Source organism: Nocardioides halotolerans DSM 19273, from assembly GCF_000422805.1.
Classification (GTDB): Bacteria; Actinomycetota; Actinomycetes; order Propionibacteriales; family Nocardioidaceae; genus Nocardioides; species Nocardioides halotolerans.
Genome location: NZ_KE383923.1, coordinates 240,056 through 258,989, shown reverse-complemented (window position 1 = coordinate 258,989; position 18,934 = coordinate 240,056). Strand labels below are relative to the sequence as shown.

The window sequence follows — 18,934 nt, the reverse complement described above, 5'->3', positions numbered from 1 at the left end:
GGTTCAACTACCGTTGACCGGGTCACACGACCACCGAGGAGATGGGTGCCATGCCCGCGATCACCGTCGACGACCTCACCGTCCTGCCCCGCCTGCGCGAGCCCGGGCTCGGCGACCAGGTGCGGTCCGTGTGGCAGGTCGCGACCGCGCCCACGGGCTACGAGGGCGAGGGCTTCCCGGTGCGCCGGGCGTTCGCCGGCATCGACCTCCAGCAGCTGGACCCGTTCATCATGATGGACCAGATGGGCGAGGTGGAGTACGCACCCGGCGAGCCCAAGGGCACCCCGTGGCACCCGCACCGCGGCTTCGAGACCGTCACCTACATCATCGACGGCGTCTTCGACCACCAGGACAGCCAGGGCGGCGGCGGCACGATCACCAACGGCGACACCCAGTGGATGACCGCCGGCTCCGGCCTGCTGCACATCGAGGCGCCGCCGGAGTGGCTGGTCGAGAAGGGCGGTCTCTTCCACGGCATCCAGCTCTGGGTCAACCTGCCGCGCGACGCCAAGATGAACGCCCCGAGGTACCAGGACATCCGCTCCGGCGAGGTCCAGCTGCTCACCTCGGCCGACGCGGGCGCGCTCGTGCGCGTCATCGCCGGCTCGGTCGACGGGCACGCCGGCCCCGGCTCGACGTACACCCCCATGACGCTGGTGCACGCGAGCGTCGAGCCCGGCGCGCGGCTCGACCTGCCGTGGAACGCCGAGTTCAACGCGCTGGTCTACGTGCTCAATGGCAGCGGCACGGTCGGCACCGAGGCGCGCCCGATCCACACCGGCCAGTCGGCCGTGCTCGGCGCGGGCGACTTCGTCACGCTCACCGCCGACCGGGCGCAGGAGACCCGTTCGCCGAAGCTCGACGTGATCGTCGTCGGCGGCCGGCCGATCCGCGAGCCCCTCGCCTGGGCCGGCCCGTTCGTCATGAACACCAAGGACGAGGTGCTCAAGGCGTACGAGGACTTTCAGAAGGGTCGGTTCGGCGCTCCGACCGAGGTACGAGGTCGGTAGCGCCGGGACGGCCCTTCATCGGTGGTTGAGCAGCGACCACGAGCGAGCTTGCGAGGTCGTGACGGAGCGTGTCGAAACCTCCGCAGGGAAGGCTGGAACTGAACTACGGGGCGAGGGCGTCAGGTTGCGGAGATCTCGACAAGCTCGATCGGCGGTGGCTCCGTCTAGTGTCTCCGCGTGGCCCGGATCTTCCGCGACGCGTACGGCGTCCCGCACGTGCGGGCCGACGACGAGCTCGACCTGGCCCGCGGCCAGGGGTGGGTCACCGCGCGTGACCGGGCCTGGCAGCTCGAGTACCAGCGACGCCGGGCGACCGGCACGGCCGCGGAGGTGCTCGGCCCGGCCCAGCTGCCGTGGGACACGTGGGCACGGCAGACCCGCATCGTCGACACCGCCAGGCGCGCCCTCGTGGCGCTGTCCGACGAGTCGCGCGCGTTCGTGTCGGCGTACGTCGAGGGGGTCAACGCCGGCCTCCACGCCGACGCCCCGGAGCTGACCCGGCTCGGTATCGCGCCGCAGCCGTGGGAGCCGTGGACGCCGCTGGCGGTCTTCCACGCCCAGCACCTGCTCTTCGCGAACGTCGGCGGCACGCTCTGGCACCACCGCGCCCGGGCCGTGCTCGGCCCGGACGAGGCGCTGCTCTCGCGCGACCCGGCGTACTCCTCCGGCAGCAACGCGTGGGCGGTCGGCGGCGCCCGCACGGCGTCGGGCCGGCCACTGATCGGCGGCGACCCGCACCGCGTCTTCGAGTCGCCCGGTGTCTACGCCCAGGTGCGGCTCGCGACGCCCGACCTCGACGTCCTCGGCTTCACGTTCCCGGGCGTGCCGGGGGTGCAGCACTTCGCGCACGCCGGCGAGGTGGCGTGGGCGATCACCAACGCGTGCGCCGACTACCAGGACGTCTACGACGAGTCGCTCGACGACGTGCTCGACGGGCGCGAGGAGACCATCGCGGTGCGAGGCGCCGATCCGGTGACCGTGGAGGTGCTCGCGACGGAGCGGGGTCTCCTCTTCCAGGTCGACCGCGCGCGCGGCCGCGGGCTGGCGCTCCGCGACGCACCGACCGTGCTGGGCGACCTGGGCTTCGACGCGCTCCTGCCGCTGCTGCGGGCGCGCTCGGTCGACGACGTCGACCGCGCCCTCGATGCGTGGGTGGCGCCGGTCAACAACGTCGTGATCGTCGACCGCAGCGGCGCCGTGCGGTTCAGGAACGCCGGCCGCGTGCCGGTGCGCGCCGAGGCCAACCGGCGCGGCATCGTGCCCGGCCGCGAGGCGGGCACCTGGTCGGGCTGGGTCGACCTGCCGCGGCACGACGTGCCGCCCGACGGCCAGGTCGTTACCGCCAACGAGCGACGGGGGAGCGAGAGCGAGGCGATCGGCACCGAGTTCGCCGCGCCGCACCGTGCGGCGCGGATCCACGCGCTGCTCCGCGACCGCGCCGACCTGACCGTGGCGGACTTCGAGGCGATCCTCGGCGACGCGTTCACGATCACCGCCCTGCCGATGTGCGCGCTGGTCCGGGGCCTGACGCCCGATCCGGCCGGCGAGCCGGTCCGCGAGGCGATCCTCGGGTGGGACGGCGTCATGGCGGCCGGCTCGCACGGCGCCGCGGCGTTCGCGGCGTGGCGCGACGCGCTCACCCGCAGGCTGTGCGCCGAGCCCGTGTTCGACGAACTGCGCGACGCCTCGGTGTTCGGGCCGCTGTTCGCGGCGTACCTCTCGCTCGACGCCAGCGTCGGGTGGGCGCTCGAGCCGCTCGCGAACGCACCGGCGCCGTTCGGCATCGACGTGCACCGCCTCGCCACCGAGGCGCTGAGCGACGCCGCCGGTCACGCGGCGGTCTGGGGCGAGACCCACACGTTCGCCCCCACCCATGCCTTCGACCTCGCCGACCCCGACCTGGAGCCGCCGCCCGTGCCGGAGACACCGGTGTCGGGCGACATCGACACCGTGCGCTGCACGGGCTGGCTGCCGGGAGTCACCGACGAGGCCTACCGGGGCTCCGTGGCCCGCTACATCTGGGACCTCGACGACCGCACCCGCAGCGGCTGGGTGGTGCCGCTGGGTGCCTCGGGCGACCCCAGGTCGCCCCACCACCACGACCAGCTCGAGGCGTGGGCCGACGCGCGCCTGCTGCCCGTCGAGGTCGACTGGACGCGCCTCATCCTCGAGGGTGAATCACCTCACCCGACCACATGACCAGCGCCGTGGTGGGTAGAGGACAGACATGAGCAGCAGACATCGGAGCACCCGGACCACGACGCTCAACGACGTCTCGGACACCGCATTCGCCATGGCCCTCCTGTGGGCGATGCCGGCGATCGGGTTCCTGCTCATCTTCGCGCGTCTGTGAGGTCCTTCTCGAACCACGCCTGCGCGTAGGGGTTGCCGTTGTAGCGCTCGATGTGGCGGTAGCCCGCACGCTCGTACATCGCGATCGCCTCGACCAGCGTGCCGTTGGTGTCGAGCCGGACCACGCGGTGGCCGAGGTCGGCGCTCACGTGCTCGAGGTGGCGCAGCAGCCGTGACCCCAGGCCCGCGCCGCGCCAGCCCGGGTGCACCCACATCCGCTTGATCTCGCCCATCGCGGGGGCGAGCGCCTGCACACCACCGCACGCCACCGGCTCTCCGTCGCTGGAGGCGACCACGAACGCACCGGTACCCGGTGCCATGTGCTCGTCGTCATGGTGGTCGCCGGGGTCGAAGCCGGTCGGGAAGCGCTCGTCGAGCTCGTCGAAGTAGCTCTGCACAGCCCGTTTGGCCTCCACGGACGCGGGGTGCACGGAGCGGATGTCGACGGTCGCCGCCCGGACCAGCAGGTCGGCGGTGGCCAGCGCCTCGGTCAGCCGCTCCTGCTGCCGGGTGGTCAAGGGGGCGACCAGACGCTCGGCGAGCTGCTCCGAGCGGTCGTCGAGCCGGCGCCGGAAGGCGCGGCCCTCCGCGGTGAGCCTGACCGTGCGCCGCCGCCGGTCGGCGGCATCGGGCTCCATCGCCACCAGGCCGTCGTCCTCCAGGCGGCGCAGCTGCCTGGCGAGCTGGCCGGAGTCGAGCCCGAGCCGGGCCCGCAGGTCGCGCACGGTCGCGCCGGCCTCGCCGATCTCGAACACCAGGCGCGAGGCTCCCAGCGGCAGGCCCAGGCCGAGGAAGGACTCGTCGAGGGCGCCGATCCGCTGGGTGTAGGTGCGGTTGAACCGGCGCAGCACGTCGGTGGTGGTCATTCTCTGACTTTAGTCAGAGGTTCTCGCCGGCGGAACCCTCCGTACGACGTCGAACGCCCCGGACTCGCGGAGCCCGGGGCGGTCGTGGTGCCGGAGGAGAGTCTCGTGGGACGAAGACCTGGACCGACAGACCTCTCAACGACGCCCGTCCCGTCGCGTCACCCGGCCCGCCCGCGTGGTCTAGAAAGGGCGCGCGCCGTTTGCGACCGGCGATCGGGGGCACTGGCAGGGCATGACGACCCCTGTCGCCCCCGCAGAGCACGGACTGTCGGCGGTGCTCGACGGTCCGCCGCCGATGCCGTCGATCGCGGTGTCGGCCCTGCTCGAGTCGCAGCTGCTCCTCGAGCGGGCGCGGCGCACGGTCGCCGCCTGGCTGACCGCGGGAACCCGGACCGGCTGAGCACCCCCCGCCCGGACGCGCCGGCCTCACCCCGAGAGGCGAGGCGCCCGGCGTTCGTCTGCGGGCTTCCGCGTGCGGCGCATCCTGTCGCGGTGTCGAACGCGACCTGGCGGCTGGAGCACCGCCCCGCGCTGGACGGCTTGAGGGGCATCGCCATCCTGCTGGTCGTCGGTGGACACGCCCATTGGCTGCCCGGCCCCTCGAGCTGTGCCGGCGTCAACCTGTTCTTCGCCCTCTCCGGCTTCCTCATCACCGCACTCCTCCTCGACGAGGCCGAGCGCCGCGGCCGCGTCAGCCTGCCCGCGTTCTACGGTCGCCGCGCGCGCCGACTCCTGCCCGCGCTCGCCGTCTACCTCTGCGCCGCAGCAGCCTTCGTCGGGGTCGTCGCGACGCTCCCCGCCCTCCTCTACGCCGAGAACTGGGCGATGGTCGTCAACGGCGGCGCGCCCGGGCCCACGTCGATCGCTTGGTCGCTGTCGGTCGAGGAGCAGTTCTACCTGGCGTGGCCGCTCGTCGTCGTCGCGGGCGCACGGTGGGGGCGGCTCCCGTGGCTGGTCGCTGTCGTCGGCATCGTCGCCGCGCCGGTCCTGCGGCTGCTCCTGTGGCACGGCGGCGCCGGGTGGTGGCGGGTCTACTACGGCACCGGCACCCGGGCCGACGTCCTCCTGTGGGGCTGCCTGCTGGCGCTGGCCGTGAAGCGGTACGGCCCGAGCCCGTGGCTGCGGTGGGCGCTCGTCCCGGGCGCGGCGGCCGTGGCCGCCTGCTGCTTCGCACCGCAGTGGTGGTCGGTGCTGCTCGACCCCGCGCTCATCGGTGTCGGCGAGGGCGCGGTCATCGCCGCCACCCTCGCCGGGGCCGGGCGCTGGTTGGCGGCCCCGGTGCTGCGCTGGTTCGGGCAACGGTCCTACGCGCTCTACCTGTGGCACTACGTGCTCGTCGTCGAGGCGCACGCGGGGAGGCTGCCGATGTGGGCAGCCGTCGGTGTGGCGCTGCTGCTGGCCGAGGGCTCCTGGCGGCTGGTGGAGTCGCCGTTCCTGCGCCGCCGGGACGGCGGTCCGAAGCAGACCATCGCGTCGCCCGCCGGCCGCACCGGCGACCGGCCTGTCCTGGGGTGAGTGACGGGACTTGAACCCGCGACATCCGCGACCACAACGCGGCGCTCTACCAGCTGAGCTACACCCACCATGCGGCCCCGGGAGGTCCCGAGGCCGGGATCGAGTGTAGGGGAGTCAGACGGGTTCCGCGGAATCGGTATCGGGGTCGGGGACCGGCGCCAGGGGCAGGCCGGTGAGCGAGCCGCCGTGCTTCTCGGCGATCGCGCGCGCGGTGTCGCTGTCGGGACCGGGAGGCGCGACGAAGACCGCGTCGCGGTAGTACCTCAGCTCCTCGATGCTCTCCTGGATGTCGGCCAGCGCGCGGTGGTTGCCGCGCTTGGTCGGCGCCTGGAAGTAGGCCCGCGGGAACCAGCGCCGGGCCAGCTCCTTGATGGAGGAGACGTCGACGATGCGGTAGTGCAGGAAGCCCTCGAGGCCCGGCATGTCGCGGGCGAGGAACGAGCGGTCGGTGGCCACGGTGTTGCCGGCCAGCGGCGGCCGCGATCCGTCGGGGCAGTGCTCCTTGACGTAGGCCAGCACCTGCTGCTCGGCCTCGGCGAGGGTCAGGCCGCCGTCGAGCTGGGTGAGCAGCCCGGACTTCTCGTGCATCGTCCGGACGAAGTCGCCCATCTGCTCCAGCGCCTCGGCCGGCGGCTTGACGATGAGGTCGACGCCCTCGCCGAGCACGTTCAGGTCGAAGTCGGTGACGAGCGCCGCGACCTCGATCAGCGCGTCCGCCGCGAGGTCGAGGCCCGTCATCTCGCAGTCGATCCAGACCAGGCGTTCCTTCACGGAGCCCACCCTAGTGTCGGTCTCTCAGCAGCGGCTCAGGGCGGTTTCCTAGAGTGACCGCGTGAAGGAGTGGCTGGGCACGGTCGCGCGCCTGGTCGTCGGCGGGGTCTGGATCTGGGCCGCCGCGCTGAAGCTGCCCGACCCCGAGCAGAGCGTGCTCTCGGTCCGCGCCTACCAGCTGCTGCCGGGCGACTCCGCGACCACCGTCGGGCACCTCCTGCCCGTGCTCGAGCTGGCGGTCGGCGTGTGCCTCGTGGTCGGGCTGCTGACCCGAGGCTCGGCGGTGCTCTCGGGACTGCTGCTCGTCGCCTTCATCATCGGCATCGCGAGCGTCTGGGCCAGGGGGATCACCATCGACTGCGGGTGCTTCGGCGACGGGGGCTACGACCCGGACGCCGCGTCGAAGTACCCCTGGGAGATCGCGCGCGACGCGGGACTGCTCCTGCTCTCGGCGTACCTCCTCTGGCTGCGCCGCACGCGGGTCGCGCTCGACAACCTGCTGTTCCGTCCGCGCACCGACCCCGACCTCGACCACCACCTCGACGACCACGACGACGACCACGACGACGACCTCGACGACGACCTCGACCTGGAGAGCAGATCATGGTGACCAACAAGGAGAAGCGCGAGCTGCGTGCGGAGCGTGCGGCCGCGGCTCTTCGGGAGAAGCAGAGGCGCGAACGACGCCGCCAGATCCTGACGGCGACCGCGGTCGTGGTCGCGATCGCGCTGGTGGTCGGCGCGGGCTTCCTCATCAACTCGATGCGCGACGACACCGAGGAGAAGGCGAGCAAGGTGCCGGCGACCGGCAGCCAGTACGGCCTCACGCTCGGGCCCGACAGCGCGCCGCACGAGGTGGTGATCTACGAGGACTTCCTGTGCCCGGTCTGCGGCGTGTTCGAGGCGACCGGCCACGAGCAGCTGGAGCAGCTGGCCGACGAGGGCAAGGTGCGCGTCGAGTACCGCCCCTTCGTGCTCCTCAACAGGTTCGGTCCCTACTCGACGCGGTCCACGTGGATCTGGTCGCTGGTGCTCCAGCAGGACGGCCCGGACGTCGCGCTGAAGTTCCACGACCTGCTGTTCGCCAACCAGCCGAGCGAGGAGGGACCGTTCCCCAGCCAGGACGACCTCGTGGCGCTCGCCGGACAGGCCGGCGCCGACACGGAGGAGCTCCAGAGCTCGATCGACGCCGGCGCCGGGGTCGAGTGGCCGGTCAACGCCTCGGAGTCCGCCGAGGCGCTGGGCATCAACAGCACCCCGACCGTGATCCTCGACGGTGCGCCGTTCAGCAACGGCGCGACGCCCGCCGATGTGGCGACGAACCTCGTCAAGGCGCTTCAGTAACCCCATGACGACTGCCGCGCACACCTCCCTGGCCCCCTTCATCAAGGGGCTGCCCAAGGCGGAGCTCCACGTCCACCACGTCGGCTCCGCCTCCGCCCGGATCGTGAGCGAGCTCGCCAGCAGACACCCCGGCACCGTGCCCAGCGACCTCGAGGAGCTGCGCGCGTTCTACGAGTTCCGCGACTTCGCGCACTTCATCGAGGTCTACCTCGCCGTGGTCGCGCTGATCCGCACGCCCGAGGACATCCACTACCTGACCTATGAGGTGGCCCGCGAGATGGCGACCGAGCAGTCGCTCCGGTACGCCGAGCTGACCTGCACGCCGTACACGTCGGTCCGGCCCGACGACCCCGACCTCGGGATGCCGATCGAGGCGTTCACCGAGGCCATCGAGTCCGCCCGGCGCGAGGCCGAGCGCGACTTCGGGCTCGTCCTCCGGTGGATCTACGACATCCCGGGGGAGTTCGGCGTCCCGTCCGCCGACGCCACGCTCGGCTACGCGCTCGACCACGGCCCCGAGGGACTGGTCGCGTTCGGCCTCGGCGGCCCCGAGATCGGCGTGCCGCGGCCGCAGTTCCAGTCGCACTTCGAGCGAGCCCGCGCGGCCGGGCTGCACAGCGTCCCGCACGCCGGCGAGACGACCGGGCCGCAGACGGTCTGGGACTCGCTGACCCTGTTGCGGGCCGAACGGATCGGCCACGGCACCTCCTCGGCCCAGGACCCGAGGCTGCTCGAGCACCTGGCCGAGACGGGGGTGCCCCTCGAGGTCTGCCCGTCGTCCAACATCGCGACGCGCGCCGTGGCCACGCTGGAGGAGCACCCCATCCGGGCGTTCCGCGACGCCGGCGTCACGGTGACGGTGAACTCCGACGACCCGCCGATGTTCGGCACCACGCTCAACCGCGAGTACGAGATCGCCGCCGCCCTGCTCGGGCTCGACGAGGCCGGCGTCGCCGAGCTCGCCCGCGCGGCGGTGCGGGCGTCGTTCGCCCCGGACGACGTGCGACGGCGGGTGCTCGGCGAGATCGACGCCTACGTCGAGGGCCACGCCGGGCGAGCGGCGCCGGGACCGTCGTCAGGGCAGTAATAGGCCCCGCAACCTCATACGCAGCGGGGCCACCACCTTTGTAGCGGGTGCGGCGCCCGGATCCGGGGATTGAGGGCGCGTGTCGGCCGGGCGGCGTGAGATGGGGCGCGCGGGACTAGGGTTGGGTCATGAGTCCGGCTGGGCGACCCGTGCGGGTCGCGCTCGTCAACGACTACGAGCTCGTGGTGGTCGGGGTCGCCGCGCTGCTCGAGAAGTTCCGCGACCGGGTCGAGGTCGTGGAGATCGACAGCAACCTCCCGGTCGTCCGCGACGTCGACGTGATCCTCTACGACACCTTCGGCCAGGTGCAGGGCCGAGGAGTCGACGTGGACTCGCTCGTCGACGGCGGCTCGGCCAAGGTCGTGATCTACAGCTGGAACCTCCACGGCCGGCTGGTCCAGGAGTCCTTCGAGGCCGGTGTCGCCGGCTACCTGTCCAAGGGGATCGACGCCGAGGAGCTCGTGGCGGCTATCGAGCGGATCCACGCCGGCGAGACGATCAAGCCCGAGAGCGGCGGCACGGCCACCCCCAGGCCCGAGAGCGCGTGGCCCGGCAAGGAGCACGGCCTCACCGCGCGCGAGGCCGAGATCATCGCGCTGATCACCCAGGGCCTCTCCAACCAGGAGATCGCCGAACGCAGCTACCTGAGCATCAACTCGGTGAAGACCTACATCCGCACGGCCTACCGCAAGATCGGCGTCGAGCGCCGCTCGCAGGCGGTGCTCTGGGGGATCAAGCACGGGTTCGAGCCCGACGTGCTGCGCGTCGTCCAGGGCTGAGACCCCCACGCCCCGGCTGGGTACCACCGGGGCGTGACCAGCTCGCTCCGTCACCTCGCGATGGTGTGGTGCTTGGCGACGACAGCCGTCCTGTCGGCCGGGTGCGCCCCCGGGACGCCGGACGGCGACTCGTGGCGGATCGACGCCCAGCGGGCGGTGTCCGACGCGTCGTCGGCGGTGCAGACCGCGGAGCTGGCGCTGCGCCAGCACGACCGCGGCCGGGTCTTCGACCGCTACCTCCAGACGGTGCTCGTCGACTCCGAGGAGGCGGTCGGCAAGGCCGGTGACACGATCGGGTCCAAGCAGCCGCCTCGCGCCGAGCGCGAGCGCTACGACGCTGTGACCGGGCAGCTCGACGAGGCCGCCGGCCTGGTGTCGATCGCGCGCATCGCCGTCGTCGACCGGGAGACCGACCGCTACGACTCCCTCGCCGACCGGCTCGAGTCCGCGGCACAGGCGCTCCAGAGGCTGGACGACGACCTCCAGCACCCGCCCCGGACGTCGGGGTGAGCGCGTGAAGAAGGTCTTCTCGGTCGCGCTGGGCGTCCTCACCGCCATCGGCGGCTTCGTCGACATCGGCGACCTCGTCACCAACGCCCAGGTGGGCGCCCGGTTCGGGCTGTCGCTCGGGTGGGTCGTGGTCGCCGGCATCCTCGGCATCTGCGTGTTCGCCGAGATGTCGGGCCGCGTTGCGGCGGTCAGCCAGCGCGCGACGTTCGACCTCATCCGCGAGCGCCTGGGTCCGCGGATGGGGATGGCGAACCTCGTCGCCTCGATGTCGGTGACCCTGCTGACGTTCATCGCCGAGATCGGGGGCGTCGCGCTCGCGCTGCAGCTGGTGTCGTCGGTCAACTACGTGCTGCTGGTGCCGTTCATCGCGTTCGCGGTCTGGCTGATCCTGTGGCGGGCGAAGTTCTCGGTGATGGAGAACGTGCTGGGGCTGGTCGGGCTGGCTCTCGTCGTGTTCGGCGTCGCGCTGTGGCAGCTCGGCCCGGACTGGGGCGACCTGACGCACCGGATGCTGGCCGTGGACAAGCCCGGTGACGAGCAGTGGCGGACGTGGGCCTACTACGCCGTCGCGCTCTTCGGGGCGGCCCTGACGCCGTACGAGGTGTTCTTCTTCTCCTCCGGCGGTGTCGAGGAGCGCTGGACCGTGGAGGACCTCGGCACCATGCGGACCAACGTGTTCATCGGGTTCCCGCTCGGCGGGATGCTGTCGCTTGCCATCGCCGGCAGCGCCGCCGTGGTGTTCGGGCCCATGGACGCCAGCGTCGACACGCTGGGCCAGGTCGGCCTGCCGGTCGCGGTCGCACTGGGCAAGATCGGGCTGGCGGTCGCGCTGATCGGCTTCGTGGCTGCGACGCTGGGCGCGGCGTGCGAGTGCGGCCTTTCGGTGGGCTACAGCATCGCGCAGTTCAGCGGCTGGCAATGGGGCAAGTACGTCCGCGCCGACGTCGCCGCGCGCTTCCACGTGATCCTCGTCCTGTCAGCGGTCGTCGCGACCGGGGTGCTGATGACCACGGTCGACCCGATCCTCGTGACCGAGGCGTCCGTGGTCTTCTCGGCGGTCGCCCTGCCGCTGACCTACTTCCCGATCCTGGTCGTGGCCAACGACCCCGACTACATGGGCGATCACACCAACGGGCGGCTCGCCAACGCCCTCGGCTCGGTCTACCTCGTCGTCATCGGGGTCGCGGCGCTCGCTGCGATCCCGCTGATGGTCGTGACCCGGATGGGAGCCTGACGTGGACGACCGCCTCGCGGGCAGCCTCGACGCCGTGCTGCACCTGCTGGACCGGCAGGTGGTCGACGCGGACGACCTGCTGGTCTGCAAGGTCGACGACCTCGAGCTCACGGAGTTCGACGAGGGGGTGCTCGGCGTGACCGCGCTGCTGTCCGGCCCGGCGGCGCTGGTGCCGAGGTACGCCGACCGGCGGCTGGGCCGCGCGCTCCACGAGTTCTGGCGCCGGCTCGGACGCACCGACGCGGACCGGGACGACCCCTACCGGATCGACATCGACCTGGTCGAGCGCCTCGGAAGCGGCGTCGAGCTGAGCGTCGGGCACGACGGGGTCCGGGTGCGCCAGGGGGAGCGGGGCCACCGGCTCAACGACCTGCTCCAGCTGCCGGTCGAGGACCTGTCCGGTCGCCGGCTGGGCCGCGTGCTCGACGTGCGGCTCGAGCGCGAGCCGGGACCGGCCGGGCGCCTGCGCGTCGTCGGGTTTGTCGTCGGCCACGGGCGTCCCGGCTCCTACCTCGGCTACGACCGGCGTCCCGACATGGGTCCGTGGCTCGTCAACCGGGCGGTCCGCTGGCTGCACCGCCACTCGGCGTACGTCGATCTCGACGACGTGGCCGGACTCGACTGGGTACCCGGGGCGATGCGGGTCGACCCCGCCGCGCTACGAGAACTGGAGGCTGCGTGACCGAGTCCACCACTGCCCTGATCGTCATCGACCTGCAGCACGACTACTTCGTCGACGACGAGCTGGAGCGCTGCCGCGACGACGTGCTCGCCGCGTGCAACCGGCTGATCGACGCCGCCCACGAGGCGGGCGCTCCCGTGGTCGAGGTGCGCACCGTGCACGCGCACGACAAGAGCACGTGGGCGCTGAACATGCTCGAGGACGACCAGGGCATGGCGCTCGACGGCACGCACGGCGCCGAGCGGCTGGACGGGCTGCACGAGCCGGACCACGTGGTGGTCAAGACGCGCGACAGCGCGTTCCACGACACCGACCTCGCCGGGTGGCTCCGGGAGCGCGGCATCTCGCGGCTGGTGCTCACCGGTGTCTCGACCGAGTCGTGCATCGCCGCCACCGCGACCGACGCCTACGCGCACGACCTCGAGGTGGTGCTCGTGGAGGACGCCACGGCGTCGGTCGAGGCGCCGCTGCACGACCAGACCCTGGAGCGGCTGCACGCGCAGTACCGCCAGGACGTGGTGCCGACGGACCGGGTCACCTTCGGGGGCTGACCAGTTCCGGCAAACCGCGAACACGGCCCGATGCCGACTCCTACCGTGAATGCATGAGGGAGAAGACTCGGGTGTTGACCGTGCTCGCGGCCGTGGCCGCAGGCACCGTCGTGGCCCTGTCGCCACCGGCGACCGCAGACCCGACCACCGCGACGACGACCACGCTCGTCTCCAGCGCCAACCCGTCCGTGGTCGGCCAGGCCGTGACGCTCACGGCGACGGTCGCCGGCGACGCGCCGGGTGGCTCGGTCGTGTTCGCCGACTCCGGGGTCACCCTCGCCACCGCGGACCTCTTCGCCGGGGCGGCGTCGGTGGTGGTGCCCTCGCTGCCGACGGGCGCGCACGCGCTCACCGCGACGTACGCCGGTGACCTGGTCAACCTCGGCTCGGTGGGCACGCTCACCCAGTCGGTGACCGCGGTCCCCGTGGCTCCCGTGGCACCGGTCAAGCCGCCCAAGATCAAGCTCGTCGCCTCCTCGACCAAGGTGTCGGTCGGCGACAAGGTGCGGCTGCGCTGGCGCAGCAAGCGCGCTGACGTCGTGATGGCCTCGGGGGAGTGGGCCGGGACCCAGAAGAGCAAGGGCTCGGCCGCCGTCCGGATCGCCGAGCGCGGCAAGCACGTGTTCAAGCTGACGGTGCAGAACGCCGGCGGCACCAAGACCGCGACCGTGACCGTCCTCGCCTCCCGCAAGGCCAAGACCCTCGAGCTCGTGGTGACCGACGAGCTGACCATGGTCGGCACCTCGGTGGACGTCAGCGCCGACGGGCTCGCCAAGGGCGAGGAGTACACCGTCCGCCTCGACGGCAAGCCGGTCATGACCGGCAAGGCCGACAAGAGGGGCGACGTCCACCGCAGCTTCAAGCTCGCGAAGACCGCGCCCGAGGGCGCCCTGCCGCTGACCATCACCGGCAGCAACCCCAACCGCCTCGGCACCGCCGAGCTCACGGTGATCAAGCCCAAGAAGCTCACGGTCGAGGTCAGCGAGTCAGAGGTCTTCAAGAAGGCCGAGGTGACGATCACGGTCACCGGCCTGGTCGCCGCCGAGCCGCTCACGGTGATGTACCTCGGCAAGAAGCTCACGGAGGCGACCGCTGACGCCCAGGGCAAGTTCACCTACACCTTCGAGGTCGGCAAGGAGTCGGGCGAGCACACGATCAAGGTGATCGGTGCCGACCCGAGCCGCACCGGTGAGACGACGGTCACGGTGGCCGGCGGTGGTGGTGGCCACGGCGGCGGCGGTGGCGGCGGCAGCGGTGGTGGCGGCGGCGACCTGTAGGCGCCGGGCGGTGTCGCGGGTACGGCGTGACAGCTGACCAGACCAGTCGTTAGCACGGCGTGAAGCTGCGTGCGCGTGCCGTCGCCCCGATCCTGTCCCTCTCGCTCCTCCCCGGCCTGACGCTGCTGGCCGGAGGTGCCGAAGCAGAGCAGGCGCCGTCCGCGGCGCGGTCGGCGTCCGCGGTGTCCGGCGTGGTGTCAGGTGCGGTGTCGGCGGCGGCGCCGTCGGCGCCGCGACCGGGGGCTCCGAAGCGGCACTGGACGCCGCGGCCCGAGCAGTACGCCGGGACGTCCACCACGACCGACCTCGCGATCCCGATGGACGACGGGGTGGTGCTGCGCGGCGACCTGGTCCGGCCCACGCGCGCCGACGGCTCGGTCGTGACCCGGCCGCTGCCGGTGATCATCACGATCACCGCCTACAACAAGAGCGTGTTGTCGACCGGCGGGCTCGGCGGCCCGAGCGCGGGCTACCTGGTCAAGCGCGGCTACGCCCAGCTCACCGTGGACGCCCGCGGCACCGGCGCGTCGGAGGGCGTGTGGGAGGCGTTCGGCCCGCGCGAGACCAAGGACTACGGCCAGGTGGTGGCCTGGGCGCACCGGCAGCCGTGGAGCAACGGCAAGTCCGGGATGACCGGCCCGTCGTACATGGGGATCAGCCAGCTCTTCGCCGCGGCCGCGCGCCCGCCCGGCCTCAAGGCCATCTTCCCGCAGGTCCCGGGCGCCGACGTCTACCGCGACATCGTCGCGTCCGGCGGCCAGATCGACGTCAGCTTCATCCCGCTCTGGATGGGGCTGGTCACCGGCACCGGCCTGGTCCCCCCGGCCTACGGCGGCTCCGACCCCGCGTCGGCGGTCCGGGCGCTGCTCGACCGGCTGACGACCGCGACGACGTTCACCGGGCCGCTGCTGGCCTCGGCGGTCCTCGGCGGCGATCCGGCGTACGACGGGCAGTTCTACCAGGACCGCTCGCCGATCGACGTCATCAAGCGGGTGAAGGTGCCGACGTTCCTGGTGAGCGGCGAGTACGACCTGTTCCAGCGCGGGACGCCGCTGCTGTTCGAGAGGCTCCAGAAGCGCGGCGTGCCGGTGCGGATGATCACCGGACCGTGGGACCACCTCCAGGGCTCGTCCGGCGCGGACGTCGGCAAGGCGGGCTACGGCTCGCTGCAGGAGCTGTGGCTGCGGTGGTTCGACCACTACGTGAAGGGCCGGAACGACGCGCGGCTGCTGAAGGACATCAAGCCCTTCACCTACTACGAGCAGGGCACCGGGAAGTGGGTCGCCACCAGGAAGTACGTCGACCGCGACCTGCACGCCGCGTCGTTCCGCCTGTCGGGTCAGGCCGCGGCCGGCGGCCACCACGGCGGCCTGGTCCGGTCGGGCGCCCAGCCGGGCACCTCGACGGTCCCGGCGCTTCCCGTCACCGGGCTGTGCACGCGCTCGGCCAACCAGTGGACCGCCGGCATCCTCAACCTCGCCTTCCCCGACAGCCCCTGCCTGCGCGACAACGCGCTCAACGACCTCGGCGGGCTGAGCTTCCAGACCGCGCCGCTGAAGAATGCCCTGCGGATCCAGGGCCCGATCAACGCCCGCCTCTACACCGCGTCGCCGACCGGCGACGGCATGCTCTCGGTCGCCGTCGAGGACGTCGCCCCCGACGGCACCGTCAGCCGGCTCACCGGCGGCTGGCAGGTGCTCTCGCAGCGCGCACTCGTCCGGCAGAAGTCGCGCTACCTCGACGGGCAGCTGATCCAGCCCTTCCACCCGTTCACCCGCGCCTCGCAGCAGCCGGTGCCTGCCGGCGCCGTGGTCCCGGTCGACGTCGAGGTCTTCCCGACCGGCGCAGCGCTGCTCCCCGGCCACCGCCTGCGCATCAGCATCCAGGCCTTCGACGTCCCCCACCTGCTGCCGCCGCTCCCCAACGCCGCCCAGCTCTCCCCGCTGATGATCTACACCTCCGCGGTCCACCCGTCCGTGCTGACCGTGCCGGTGCGCGGCCGACCCGAGCCGTAGCAGTGGCGGGATCTCGCGCATCGATGACCGTGCTCGGCCTCGACGCCCGACGGGCCGTCGGCGAGGGTCTGACGCCGTGAGGACGTTGCTGGAGGAACAGTTCACCGTGCTCGCGGACTGGCTCGACGAGGTGCCCGTGAGTGCGCACCTCGTCGAGCCGGTCGGCCTCGGCGACTGGACGGTCCGCGAGCTGGTCGCCCATCTCGGACTCGGCATCGGGCTGTCGCGGTACGTCGCCACGGCCGAGCCCGGGGCGGTCCCGCTCTCGCTCGGCGACTACGTGCGCGCGTACCCGCCGGCCTCGGAGCAGATCGCGGAGATGACGCGGGAGATCTCGGCGTCCTTCGGTGACGACGTCGTCGGCGGCTTCCGGCGTACGGCGGCCGAGGCGTTCGCCGCCCTCGACACCACCCCTGGCCACGTGCTCCAGGCGCGGCGCGGCCCGATCGCCCGCGACGACTACCTGCTCACCCGGCTGCTCGAGCTGGTGGCGCACGGCGACGACCTCCAACGGGCGCTCGGCCGCGCGGACGCACCGCTCCTCCCCGAGGCGGTCACGGCGGTCGCGGACGCGCTCGCGGCGGCCTACGCGGAGCGGGCCGGCGCCGCACCGGCCGGGGCCTCGGGACTCGCGTGGATCCGTGCCGCCGCGGGCCGGGTGCCGAGCGACGACCCGCACCTCCCGCTGCTCTGAGCGCTGGCTAGCCTCGACCGGATGAGCGGTGTCGTCCTCCTGACCCTCGGCGGCACCATCTCGATGGCCGGCCACGCGCGCGGGCGCCTCGCCGGCGCGGAGCAGCTCGAGAGCGGCGCCGACCTCGGCGTCGACGTCACCGTGCGCGACCTGCGCGCGGTCCCGAGCGCGCACCTGTCGTTCGTCGACCTGCTCGACGCGATCGCCACGGCGGAGCAGGCGGTGGCATCAGGCGCCCGGGGGTCGTGCTCACCCAGGGGTCGGACACTCTCGAGGAGACGGCCTTCCTCGTCGACTGCCTGTGGACCCGCGACGAGCCGTTCGTCGTCACCGGCGCGATGCGCAACCCGACCCTGCCGGGCGCGGACGGCCCGGCCAACCTCGCCGCCGCGGTCCGGGTGGCCTTCTCGGACCCGGCCCGTGGCCGCGGCGCGCTGGTCGTGTTCAACGACGAGGTCCACGCCGCCCGTCACGTGCGCAAGACCCACAGCACCAGCACGGCCACGTTCGTCTCGCCCGATCTCGGCCCGATCGGGCACGTCGTCGAGGGCACACCGCGCTTCCTGGCCCGCCTGACGCGCACCGAGCCGGTCACCGGCGTGACCGCGGAGGCGGTCGCGGCGACCCGAGTGGCACTGCACACGGTCACGCTCGACGACGACCCCGCGCTCGTCGCCGGCCTCGCGGAGACCCAGCAGGGGCTGGTGGTCGCGGCCTTCGGCGTCGGGCACGTGCCGGCCTCGCTCTCACCGGTGCTCGGGGACCTCGCCGCGGCCGTGCCGGTCGTGCTCACCTCGCGCACCGGCGCCGGTCCCGTGCTCGCCGACACCTACGGCGCGGTCGGGTCGGAGCGCGACCTGCTCGCTCGCGGCCTGGTCAGCGGCGGCTACCTGCACCCCTACAAGGCCCGAGTGCTGCTGCGGCTGCTGCTCGCCGGGGGTGCTACGCGCGAGGAGCTGAGCCGGCGACTTCGCGCGTTCGAGCAGTAGCCGGGACGCCCCGCGGCGCCCGCTGGGTCCCGGAGATCAGCACCCCGCCGACGACGGCCGCGACCGCGCCGACCACGTAGTCCGTCCGCACCCCGGCCGTCTCGATGAGGAGCCCGCCGGCGGCCGCACCCAGGGCGATCGCGAGCTGGAACATCATGACCACCAGCCCGCTCGCCGACTCGAGGCGGTCCGGCTCGACGCGGGCGACCCACGTCTGGGCGAGCGTCGGGATGCCGCCGAAGGCGATGCCCCACGCCGCGGTCGCGACCAGCACGCCGGCGTACCAGTCCGAGAGCACCGCGAACGACGTCGTGGACACGCCCAGGACGAGCGGGCCCAGCAGCAGCGCGAGACTCAGGCGGGCGTCGGCCAGCGGCCCGGCGACGAGGTTGCCGACGAACGAGCCGATCCCGAAGACCAGCAGCAGCGTGGCGAGCCCGGCCGCACCCAGGCCGGGGACCTGGTCGGCCGCCGGTCGCACGTAGGTGAACACCGAGAAGTGCCCGCCGGCGATCAGGCCGATCGCGACCAGCCCGGTCAGCACGACGCGGGAGCGCACGGTGTCCCACAGCGTGCGGAGCCCGGCGGCGCCGGCCGGCGCGATCGAGGGTAGCCAGGCCAGCTGGAGCACGAACGTCACGGCGGCCGCGGCGGCCGCCATCCAGAACACCGCCCGCCAGCCGAGCGCGTCGCCGACGTAGGACCCGAGCGGCACGGCGGCGACGGTCGCGAGCGAGACGCCGGCGTTGACGGCCGTCATCGCCCGCCCGAGTCGCTCGGCCGGCACCAGCTGCGCGACGGCGGACAGCGACATCGACCAGAAGCCCGCGATCGCCACCCCGAGCAGGAGCCGCGACACCAGCAGGACCGGGAACGACGGCGCGAGCGCGACGGTCACGTTGGAGACGAGGGCGAGGCCGGTCAGCAGCGCGAGCAGGAGCCGCCGGTCCATGCGGGGGACCAGCGCCGCGAGCGTCGGCGCCGTGGCCAGGCCCATCAGCGCCGTGGCGGTGACGGCCTGTCCGGCCACCCCCTCGCTGATCCCGAGGTCGGCCGCGATGAGCGAGAGCACGCTGGCCGGGAGGAACTCGCTGGTCACCACCACGAACCCGCCGAGACCGAGGGCCGCGACCGCCAGCCAGACCGAGCGCGCACGCGGGATCGCCTCGTCGCTCGTGATCGGTGTCGTCTCCAGGCGGTCGGGGGCGAGGCAGTCTGCGGTCACCGAGGCGGAACGTCGTCCGCGACCGCGATTGTT

At 72.8% G+C, this 18,934-nt stretch carries 20 protein-coding genes and 1 tRNA gene; 17 read left to right on the top strand and 4 right to left on the bottom strand.

Translation table 11 applies throughout. The annotated features are described in order from the left end of the window. The first annotated feature begins 50 nt into the window (after window positions 1-50). The 3 genes from G514_RS0115955 to G514_RS31310 all read left to right on the top strand — a co-directional run bounded on the left by G514_RS0115955 (window position 51) and on the right by G514_RS31310 (window position 3,363). On the top strand, window positions 51-1,010 hold the full coding sequence (locus tag G514_RS0115955; protein ID WP_028652560.1) for a pirin family protein: 960 nt from the start codon (window positions 51-53) through the stop codon (window positions 1,008-1,010). A gap of 177 nt (window positions 1,011-1,187) precedes the next feature. After that, window positions 1,188-3,209 (top strand): penicillin acylase family protein, encoded by a 2,022-nt coding sequence (locus tag G514_RS0115950; protein WP_028652559.1) that lies wholly within the window; start codon window positions 1,188-1,190, stop codon window positions 3,207-3,209. A 28-nt stretch (window positions 3,210-3,237) separates the two neighbouring features. After that, window positions 3,238-3,363, top strand: a complete 126-nt coding sequence (locus tag G514_RS31310) for a hypothetical protein (RefSeq protein ID WP_281167626.1) — start codon at window positions 3,238-3,240, stop codon at window positions 3,361-3,363. On the opposite strand, the gene G514_RS0115940 is transcribed toward G514_RS31310, so the two are convergent. Then, entirely contained in the window at window positions 3,344-4,228 is an 885-nt protein-coding gene (locus G514_RS0115940) for a bifunctional helix-turn-helix transcriptional regulator/GNAT family N-acetyltransferase (protein ID WP_028652558.1), read from the bottom strand. The two genes, G514_RS31310 and G514_RS0115940, sit on opposite strands and share 20 nt — an antisense overlap. A 232-nt stretch (window positions 4,229-4,460) precedes the next feature. Here G514_RS0115940 and G514_RS30730 point away from each other — a divergent pair, with 232 nt between their 5' ends. Then, a complete protein-coding gene (locus G514_RS30730; RefSeq protein ID WP_169576458.1) occupies window positions 4,461-4,628 on the top strand; it encodes a hypothetical protein in 168 nt (55 codons plus the stop codon). 92 nt (window positions 4,629-4,720) lie between these two features. Beyond that, window positions 4,721-5,743, top strand: coding sequence for an acyltransferase family protein (locus tag G514_RS29920; protein WP_028652557.1), 1,023 nt, complete (start codon window positions 4,721-4,723; stop codon window positions 5,741-5,743). Here the strand turns inward: G514_RS29920 and G514_RS0115925 are convergent. Continuing rightward, window positions 5,736-5,811, bottom strand: a tRNA-His gene (locus G514_RS0115925). The two genes, G514_RS29920 and G514_RS0115925, sit on opposite strands and share 8 nt — an antisense overlap. 46 nt (window positions 5,812-5,857) lie before the next feature. Further along, window positions 5,858-6,514 carry an oligoribonuclease gene (gene orn, locus G514_RS0115920; RefSeq protein ID WP_028652556.1) on the bottom strand — a complete coding sequence of 219 codons (657 nt, stop codon included), beginning with the start codon at window positions 6,512-6,514 and terminating at the stop codon, window positions 5,858-5,860. Between the two features lie 61 nt (window positions 6,515-6,575). On the opposite strand from orn, the gene G514_RS27190 reads away from it, so the two are divergent. The 12 genes from G514_RS27190 (at window position 6,576) to G514_RS27155 (ending at window position 17,676) form a co-directional block, all read left to right on the top strand. Then, a complete protein-coding gene (locus G514_RS27190; protein WP_084152155.1) occupies window positions 6,576-7,124 on the top strand; it encodes a MauE/DoxX family redox-associated membrane protein in 549 nt (182 codons plus the stop codon). Beyond that, window positions 7,121-7,858 carry a DsbA family protein gene (locus tag G514_RS27185; RefSeq protein WP_036565293.1) on the top strand — a complete coding sequence of 246 codons (738 nt, stop codon included), beginning with the start codon at window positions 7,121-7,123 and terminating at the stop codon, window positions 7,856-7,858. Before G514_RS27190 ends, G514_RS27185 begins: the two co-directional genes overlap by 4 nt. Window positions 7,859-7,862: 4 nt before the next feature. Next, window positions 7,863-8,945 carry an adenosine deaminase gene (locus tag G514_RS27180; RefSeq protein ID WP_051247542.1) on the top strand — a complete coding sequence of 361 codons (1,083 nt, stop codon included), beginning with the start codon at window positions 7,863-7,865 and terminating at the stop codon, window positions 8,943-8,945. A 128-nt stretch (window positions 8,946-9,073) separates the two neighbouring features. Beyond that, window positions 9,074-9,724 (top strand): response regulator transcription factor, encoded by a 651-nt coding sequence (locus G514_RS0115900; protein ID WP_028652555.1) that lies wholly within the window; start codon window positions 9,074-9,076, stop codon window positions 9,722-9,724. 33 nt (window positions 9,725-9,757) lie between these two features. Then, the gene (locus G514_RS0115895; RefSeq protein WP_028652554.1) at window positions 9,758-10,234 is read left to right on the top strand and encodes a hypothetical protein; all 477 of its coding nucleotides are present in this window, start codon (window positions 9,758-9,760) and stop codon (window positions 10,232-10,234) included. A gap of 4 nt (window positions 10,235-10,238) precedes the next feature. Beyond that, entirely contained in the window at window positions 10,239-11,468 is a 1,230-nt protein-coding gene (locus G514_RS0115890) for an NRAMP family divalent metal transporter (protein ID WP_028652553.1), read from the top strand. Between the two features lies 1 nt (window position 11,469). Further along, a complete protein-coding gene (locus G514_RS30725) occupies window positions 11,470-12,150 on the top strand; it encodes a PRC-barrel domain-containing protein (RefSeq protein WP_051247541.1) in 681 nt (226 codons plus the stop codon). Beyond that, a complete protein-coding gene (locus G514_RS30720) occupies window positions 12,147-12,701 on the top strand; it encodes a cysteine hydrolase family protein (protein WP_028652552.1) in 555 nt (184 codons plus the stop codon). The genes G514_RS30725 and G514_RS30720 overlap by 4 nt, the downstream gene beginning before the upstream one ends. Before the next feature lie 53 nt (window positions 12,702-12,754). Then, window positions 12,755-13,978, top strand: a complete 1,224-nt coding sequence (locus tag G514_RS0115870; protein ID WP_084152154.1) for an Ig-like domain-containing protein — start codon at window positions 12,755-12,757, stop codon at window positions 13,976-13,978. 59 nt (window positions 13,979-14,037) lie between these two features. Next, window positions 14,038-15,993: a CocE/NonD family hydrolase gene (locus tag G514_RS27165; protein ID WP_051247540.1), complete on the top strand. Its 1,956-nt coding sequence runs from the start codon at window positions 14,038-14,040 to the stop codon at window positions 15,991-15,993. Between the two features lie 76 nt (window positions 15,994-16,069). Further along, window positions 16,070-16,687: a maleylpyruvate isomerase N-terminal domain-containing protein gene (locus G514_RS27160; RefSeq protein WP_169576455.1), complete on the top strand. Its 618-nt coding sequence runs from the start codon at window positions 16,070-16,072 to the stop codon at window positions 16,685-16,687. Between the two features lie 245 nt (window positions 16,688-16,932). Continuing rightward, a complete protein-coding gene (locus tag G514_RS27155) occupies window positions 16,933-17,676 on the top strand; it encodes an asparaginase domain-containing protein (protein WP_245582238.1) in 744 nt (247 codons plus the stop codon). Here G514_RS27155 and G514_RS27150 read toward each other — a convergent pair. Next, window positions 17,630-18,901 (bottom strand): MFS transporter, encoded by a 1,272-nt coding sequence (locus tag G514_RS27150; RefSeq protein WP_051247538.1) that lies wholly within the window; start codon window positions 18,899-18,901, stop codon window positions 17,630-17,632. The genes G514_RS27155 and G514_RS27150 overlap by 47 nt on opposite strands. Window positions 18,902-18,934 lie beyond the last annotated feature (33 nt).

Bases quoted from the DNA above. Each gene is read 5' to 3' on its own strand.
- G514_RS30730 (WP_169576458.1), top strand. From the start codon at position 4,461: ATGACGACCCCTGTCGCCCCCGCAGAGCACGGACTGTCGGCGGTGCTC.
- G514_RS0115870 (WP_084152154.1), top strand. From the start codon at position 12,755: ATGAGGGAGAAGACTCGGGTGTTGACCGTGCTCGCGGCCGTGGCCGCA.
- G514_RS0115955 (WP_028652560.1), top strand. From the start codon at position 51: ATGCCCGCGATCACCGTCGACGACCTCACCGTCCTGCCCCGCCTGCGC.
- G514_RS27180 (WP_051247542.1), top strand. From the start codon at position 7,863: ATGACGACTGCCGCGCACACCTCCCTGGCCCCCTTCATCAAGGGGCTG.
- G514_RS0115940 (WP_028652558.1), bottom strand. From the start codon at position 4,228: ATGACCACCACCGACGTGCTGCGCCGGTTCAACCGCACCTACACCCAG.
- G514_RS31310 (WP_281167626.1), top strand. From the start codon at position 3,238: ATGAGCAGCAGACATCGGAGCACCCGGACCACGACGCTCAACGACGTC.
- G514_RS0115900 (WP_028652555.1), top strand. From the start codon at position 9,074: ATGAGTCCGGCTGGGCGACCCGTGCGGGTCGCGCTCGTCAACGACTAC.